Origin of the sequence: Terriglobus sp. YAF25, assembly GCF_052113305.1 — a bacterium.
Lineage (GTDB): Bacteria > Acidobacteriota > Terriglobia > Terriglobales > Acidobacteriaceae > Terriglobus.
This window is the reverse complement of sequence record NZ_JBFRCY010000254.1, coordinates 1-6,674: the sequence shown is the minus strand read 5'-3', so window position 1 is coordinate 6,674 and position 6,674 is coordinate 1. Positions and strand designations below refer to the sequence as shown.

General features: G+C 56.4%; 5 protein-coding genes. All 5 read left to right on the top strand.

Features of this window, described 5'->3' with window-relative positions:
* A partial coding sequence (locus AB4043_RS12325; RefSeq protein ID WP_442307166.1) for an efflux RND transporter permease subunit occupies positions 1–1,105 on the top strand: 1,105 nt, incomplete at its 5' end.
* Positions 1,050–2,180 carry an efflux RND transporter permease subunit gene (locus AB4043_RS12320; protein ID WP_442307165.1) on the top strand — a complete coding sequence of 377 codons (1,131 nt, stop codon included), beginning with the start codon at positions 1,050–1,052 and terminating at the stop codon, positions 2,178–2,180. The genes AB4043_RS12325 and AB4043_RS12320, both read left to right, overlap by 56 nt.
* 105 nt (positions 2,181–2,285) lie before the next feature.
* On the top strand, positions 2,286–3,680 hold the full coding sequence (locus AB4043_RS12315) for a short-chain fatty acid transporter (protein ID WP_442303220.1): 1,395 nt from the start codon (positions 2,286–2,288) through the stop codon (positions 3,678–3,680).
* A gap of 23 nt (positions 3,681–3,703) precedes the next feature.
* Complete coding sequence (locus AB4043_RS12310; RefSeq protein ID WP_442303219.1) at positions 3,704–4,741, top strand: YncE family protein; 1,038 nt, start codon at positions 3,704–3,706, stop codon at positions 4,739–4,741.
* A 259-nt stretch (positions 4,742–5,000) separates the two neighbouring features.
* The coding region (locus AB4043_RS12305; RefSeq protein WP_442307164.1) for a carboxypeptidase regulatory-like domain-containing protein at positions 5,001–6,674 on the top strand (1,674 nt) is incomplete at its 3' end.

Genomic DNA, 6,674 nt, shown 5'->3' with positions numbered 1-6,674 from the left:
CTTTCAGACGGAGCATGAACTTGTCTTGGGACTCGTTGGGGCGCAGGTTCACGACGCGGCTCAGCTTTCGCAGGTGGTGATCAAGAATACGGCCGCCGGCATCCCTATCCGGATCTCTGATGTCGCCATCGTGAAGCCGTCGATCGAGCCGCACTACACGATGGTCCGCGCAAACGGTAAGCCCGCGGTGCTCATCAATATTGCCCGGCAACCGTCCAGCAATACGGCTCAGGTCGCCGATGAAGTGACTGCCGAGGTCGAGCGCCTACGCCAGTTGCTACCTCCAGGCGTGACGTTGCAGCCGTACTACGACCAGTCGGAGCTTGTTCGCGAGAGCATTGGTAGTGTGCGCGATGCGATCCTGATCGGTCTCGTGCTCGCCACAATTATCATCATTGTCTTTCTCCGTGATTGGAGATCGTCTCTGGTCGCCGGTCTGGTTATTCCTACGACCATCGCGATTACCTTCGTGTTGCTTTATGTGCTTGGCGAGAGCTTCAACCTGATGACGCTTGGCGGCCTTGCGGCGGCAGTGGGACTTGTGATCGACGATGCGATCGTGGTCGTGGAGAACATCGTGCTTCACCGACAGGCAGGGGAGGGAAGAGTCGAGGCGATCCGCAAGGCACTGCATGAGATCACCGTTCCGCTCATCGGATCGACGATTACGCCGATCGTTGTTTTTCTGCCGCTTATCTCGGTCCAGGGCGTGACGGGCAGCTTCTTTCGGGCGCTTGCGGTTACGATGACGGTTGCATTGCTGGCATCGCTGATGTTGGCGCTCACATGGACCCCCGCGTTGAGCGGGCTGCTGTTGCGCTCCAGGGCAACTTCTGAAGCGAGACATGAACATGGCCGTCCCGCGGTTCATCATCAGGAGAGCGGCTTTATGCTCCGCATTCTTGACGCGCATGGCAAGTTGCTTCGGCGGGCACTGGAGCGTCCCATGCTGCTCTTTGCCGGCTGCGTCGTTCTTCTGGTAGGAGTATGCGCAGGTTATACCGCGCTTGGCTCCGATCTGCTTCCCGAGATGGACAGTGTTGCAGGATATGATCGGCGACCTTTCCAACGCGCCGGAGCCGATTCAAATAAAGCTCTTCAATGAAAATCCAGAGACGTTGGATGAGGTTGCGACCCGGGTTGCCGATACGATCAAGAAAGAGAACGGTGTCGTCGATGTCCTGGACGGGCTTGAGAACACGGTGAGCGGGCCTGCGGTCTCCTTTCAGGTCAACCCATCGATTGCGTCACGTCTTGGCTTCACCGCGGAGGAGGTCTCCGTCGACACCACGGCGGTTGTCGAAGGCGTGCCTGCAACGGTCCCCATGATCTCCAACGGTCATCCCTATACGATCCGCGTTCGCTTTCCTGAAGCGAATCGCGCTTCGCTGAGTGCCATTGAGAATACGATCTTCAATAGCAGTTCGGGGAAGCTTTCAACCCTACATGCCTTGGCAGAAGTGCAACAGTTGCCCGGCCAACAAGAGATTCGCAGAGAAAACCTTCGACGCGATGTGGTCGTCACCGGGCGTCTCGAAGGCTCCGATCTGGGCTCCGCCGTGGGACGAGTACAGGTTGCGGTCAAGGCTCTTCACCTGCCGCAGAGTGTTCGTGTCTCCTATGGCGGGACCTATGAGGAGCAGCAAAAGTCCTTCAGTGAACTGACTCGCGTCCTGATACTTGCACTCGTTCTGGTCTTTGGTGTGCTGTTGGCTGAGTTTCGCAATCTATCCGCTCCCTTCGCCATTCTCGCCTCGTCAGTGTTGTCGGCCTTTGGGGTGGTGTTCGCACTTCTTATCACGCGAACAACCTTCAGCGTCGCTTCCTTTATGGGATTGATTATGGTGATTGGAATCGTGGCGAAGAACGGCATCCTCTTGCTCGACGCGGAGTCCCGCTTCCGGTCTGCGGGCTTCGAGCCTGAAGAAGCGATGCTTCAGGCCGTTCGACGGCGCCTTCGTCCCATTCTTATGACGGCACTCGCAGCAATTACGGGAATGCTCCCACTGGCCTTTGCTCTGGGCGCCGGGTCTCAGATGCTGCAGCCACTTGCGATCGCAGTCATCGGTGGTCTGCTGGTCTCAATGGTTCTGTCGCTTGTGGTCACTCCCGTTGTTTATTACCAGCTGACTCGTCGCAGCCATCGGGTTCCTGTTGAGTCGCTGGTCGAGCATCGATAGTTGGCCTATCATGAACGCTTGTTTATGTAGCTTTTATGTAGGCTTCACTGSATCTTGTCCAGTATGGACTGGTTCTGAGATGAGCTTTGGAATGGAGACGAGATTATGTCACAGTCATTGCCGGTAACCGCGGTCTACGAGGCCAGGCAATCTCTTCTGGGGCGGGTAACCAGCTTCTTCGTGTATCTCTTTGAGCGGATCATGCCTGATCCGTTTGTCTTCGCGGTTCTGCTTACTTTTGCTGGAGCCATACTTGCCCGTGTCCTTGCTCCTGGCGCCACGGCCCCAAGCATCGCTTCAGCATGGTACGGAGGCGTCTTTGCCATTTTTGCTTTCGCCTTCCAGATGGTCATCATGCTGGTTGCCGGTTACGCTCTGGCGGTTGCTCCTCCCGTTCAGCGTTTCCTTGCGCGCATTGCAGGCTTCGCCTCCACACCGCTCTCGGCGATTTCCGTCACTGTCGTCGCCAGCATGATTGCTTCGTGGGTGAACTGGGGCCTTGGGCTCGTCACCGCGGCGCTGTTGGCGCGCGAGATGGCAAAGCGCATCCCCGTGGACTTCGGCTGGCTTGTCGCCGCCGCTTACACCGGTTTTGTGGTTTCTACCGAAGGACTTTCCGGTTCGATCGCGCTCTCTCAAGCAACGCACGGCTCTGCACTCAATATCGTCGAGAAGGTGACGGGGCACGGGCTTCCGCTTACGCAGACCGTCTTTACGGGCTTCAATCTGATACCTTGCCTCGTGCTTTTAGTGATCTTGCCCATTCTCTTCCGGTCGCTAGGGCCTGCGGCGCAGGAGGTTGTAGTTGCAGACCCGGATCGTCTGCGTCAGGAGGACAGCCAGCGCGACACGAAAGAGCGTGGGAAAAACCTGGGCGCAACGCTGGACAATGCCTGGCTTTTTAACCTGCTCCTGGTGGCCTTGGGCATCTTCGCTCTGATCACCGTATGGCGTCACAGCGGGTTCTCCCTCGATCTGAACTCAGTCATCGTTTTGCTGCTGCTCGGAGGTCTCCTGCTGCACTGGCGGCCCTCGGCCTATATTGCGGCGGTCAAACATGCCGCTCGCATCAGCGGCTCTCTTATCCTGCAGTATCCGCTCTACGGCGGCCTCATGGGGATTATCACCACGACCGGGCTTGCAGGCGTGCTCTCAAAGGCATTTATCCGGTTCTCTACAGCGCATACGCTACCATTCTTTACCTATCTGACCTCGATGATCATTACGCTCTTTGTTCCGAGCGGTGGCGGTCATTGGGCCGTGCAGGGCCCCTTTGCTGTTCCTGCCGCGCAGGCGCTGCATGCCTCATTGTCTGGCACCACGATGGCCGTTGCGATGGGAGAGTCCGTGGCCAATATGCTGCAGCCATTCTGGGCGCTGCCCATCCTGGCGATCGCCGGCATCAAAATGAACCGCATGATGGGCTTCATGGTCGTCACATTCGCGGTCTCCGCAATCGTATTTGGCCTCTCGCTTCTCTTTCTGGTGCCTACCTCTTAGCCATGCCTGGCAAAGGACAACTCATGAAATGCTTATCTCTGCTCAGCTCAACCCTGGTGTTCTCCAGCCTTTTCTACGCGGCTCCTCCACAGGGCGCACCCGGTCCAAGCTACAAGCCCGTTGAGACCTGGAAGCTTGGCGGCGACGGCAGTTGGGACTATCTGACACTCGACAGCCCAAATCATCTGCTTTACGTAGCTCGCCTCAACCGGGTGATGGTGGTGAACATATCAAACGGAGAGCTCTTGGGGGAGATCGGCGGTCTCGAACACGCGCATGGCGTTGTACTCAATGACAACGGCAGGACGGGCTATATCAGCGATGGGGGCGCCGCACAGGTAGTCGTGTTCGATCGTTCCAGCTACAAAACCATCGCTACCATCCCAACCGGGAAAAACCCGGACTCGCTTTTGATAGAGCCGGTATCGCACCGCCTCTTCGTATTCAATGGGGCGAGCAAAAGCGCAACGGTTATCGATAACGATACAAACAGTGTGCTGGCAACTATCCCATTGCCTGGAAAACCGGAGTTTTCCGTTGCCGGCGAGGGGGGAAACGTCTTCGTCAACATCGAAGGAAGCAGCCAGATCCTTCGCATCGATGCGTCGTCGCTAAAGATCACGAGTTCATGGCCCCTGGCGCCTTGCGAGGGGCCTTCCGGGCTTTCGATGGATGCCATTCACCATCGACTGTTTTCGGTCTGCGACAACAGAAAGATGGCTGTGATTGACAGTATCTCTGGAAAGCTGGTTGCCACTGTGGCGATTGGCGAAGGGCCGGACGCAGTTGTCTATGATCCAGTCCGGTCAATGATTTTTAGCTCCAATGGCGAAAGCGGAAATCTTACGGTCGTCCAGCAGGTGACCCCGAATCGTTATGTCACGATTCAGACCCTTCGAACGAAACTGGGGGCGAGGACCCTGGCCGTCGACTCGGCGTCCGGAAGACTGTATACCGTGTCGGCGGATCTCGGACCAAAGCCGGCAGCTACGGCAGCGGTTCCAAAACCGAAGCCCGCGGTAGTCCCTGACAGCTTTGTAGTTCTCGTCATCAGCCAATAGCCGTTCATAAAGGCACGCAAACGCCCCCCGGTGCGGTGCAACTTTTGGTTGCCTGCAACTGGAGGAAGGCCTATGCTTTCGGGCGGCTGAGATGGTGCATTGATGCATTCGAAATCGTGTGAACGCTTTTTTATGTTTGCTTTAGTCGATCTTCATTTTGCGGCTCCTAAATGGCAGAGTTCCAATTTGGGGCCAGGGAAGAGCGCTAGACGAGCCAACCCTCGATAACACTCTTCACGGCCGAGCCAAGAGGTCTTCCATGAACGGTTTCATCCGTAACTTAAGCAAAGTAGCTTTGCTCATCGTGATGTCTATCGCATCGCAAGCATTTGGCCAGGTTTCCACGGGCACCATTGCAGGTACCGTGATTGACGTAAGCGGCAGTGTCACCCCTGGAGCTTCGGTACGGGTGACGAATAGCGCCACCGGCATTGTGTCAGAGACCAGAACCAGCTCCAGCGGTCTCTATTCCGTGCCGAATCTGCAGCCGGGGTCTTATAACATCTCGGTCTCTGCTGCCGGTTTCTCCGAGCAGCTCGTCAACGATATTCAGGTGCGTGTGGGCGCCGAACAAGAGGTCAATTTCACGCTCAGGCTCGGTGAAGTTACCGAGAAGATTGTTGTCATGACCGGGGCACCCGATATCGATCTTGTGAGCTCAACGACGATGCCTGTCGTTGGCGAGCGCACGATCGTAGATCTTCCTCTCAACGGTCGTGATTGGACGTCGCTCGCTAACCTTCAGCCTGGTGTCGCTGGAGTTCGCACCCAACCGGCAGTTGCCGTCAGCAATCAGCGGGCGAATCGTGGCGTAGGAAGCCAGCTTACGGTCGGAGGCGCACGACCACAGCAAAACAACTACCGTGTCGATGGCATAAGCATTAATGATTACTCGAACGGCGGTCCTGGCGGCGTCATCGGCTCAAATCTAGGGGTGGACGCCATTCAGGAGTTCTCGGTCGTCACAAGTAACGCCACTGCCGACTATGGGAAGAGTGCAGGCGGCATTATCAATGCCGTCACGAAGACGGGCGCTAACAAATTGCACGGAAGTGTTTATGAGTTTCTTCGCAACAGCGCCCTTGATGCTCGCGATGAGTTCGACCTACCTGGACAGATCGCCCAATTCCGCCGCAATCAATTTGGTGCTTCTGCGAGTGGCCCTATTGTTCGCGAACGCACGTTTGTCTTCGGAGACTATGAGGGGCTTCGCCAGTACAAAGGCATCAATGTAACGAGCAATGTTCCGAACGCGGACGCCCGCAGCGGCCTGCTTTGTGTCAATAGTGCATGCGCGAGCAAAGTGAAGAATCCTGTCAGCCCAACCGTTGTTCCGTATCTCACGTTTTACCCTTTGCCAAACGCCGGTACTGTCAATAGTCCAACCAGCGACATAGGAACATTTGCCTATAACACCCCCCAGATCAGCCACGAGAATTACTTCACAACACGCGCCGACCATAAACTGTCGGACAAGGATTCATTGGCCGGCACGTATTTCTACGACAGCGGTGACCTCGAGTCACCGGACCCCTTTGGCGTTCGCGTTACCGGCAACATCGCTAAACGGCAGCTCGCAACGATCGGCGTATCGCATACCTTCAGCGCGTCGCTGCTGAACTCCATCAAGTTTGGTTATAGCCGCGTTGTTTCGATCGCTCCGACCACGCTATCGGCAATCAATCCGGCGGCGGGAGACGTCAATCTCGGTTTTGTTCCCACTCTTCCTGTCGGCCTGATCAACATAGGAGGGGTCTCCAACTTCCAGGGAGGTCTCAAGGCGACCGGCGAGTTCGATTTTCATCTGAACTCTTATCAGGTCTACGACGACGTCTATCTAACCCGGGGCAAGCACGCCATCAAGATGGGCTTTGCATTCGAGCGTCTCCAGAATAACCAGCTGGGTACCTCAAATCCCAACGGCCAGTACATC

Excerpts from the sequence above, each read along its gene's own strand:
- AB4043_RS12320 (WP_442307165.1), top strand. The coding sequence starts at position 1,050 with ATGATCGGCGACCTTTCCAACGCGCCGGAGCCGATTCAAATAAAGCTC.
- AB4043_RS12315 (WP_442303220.1), top strand. The coding sequence starts at position 2,286 with ATGTCACAGTCATTGCCGGTAACCGCGGTCTACGAGGCCAGGCAATCT.
- AB4043_RS12310 (WP_442303219.1), top strand. The coding sequence starts at position 3,704 with ATGAAATGCTTATCTCTGCTCAGCTCAACCCTGGTGTTCTCCAGCCTT.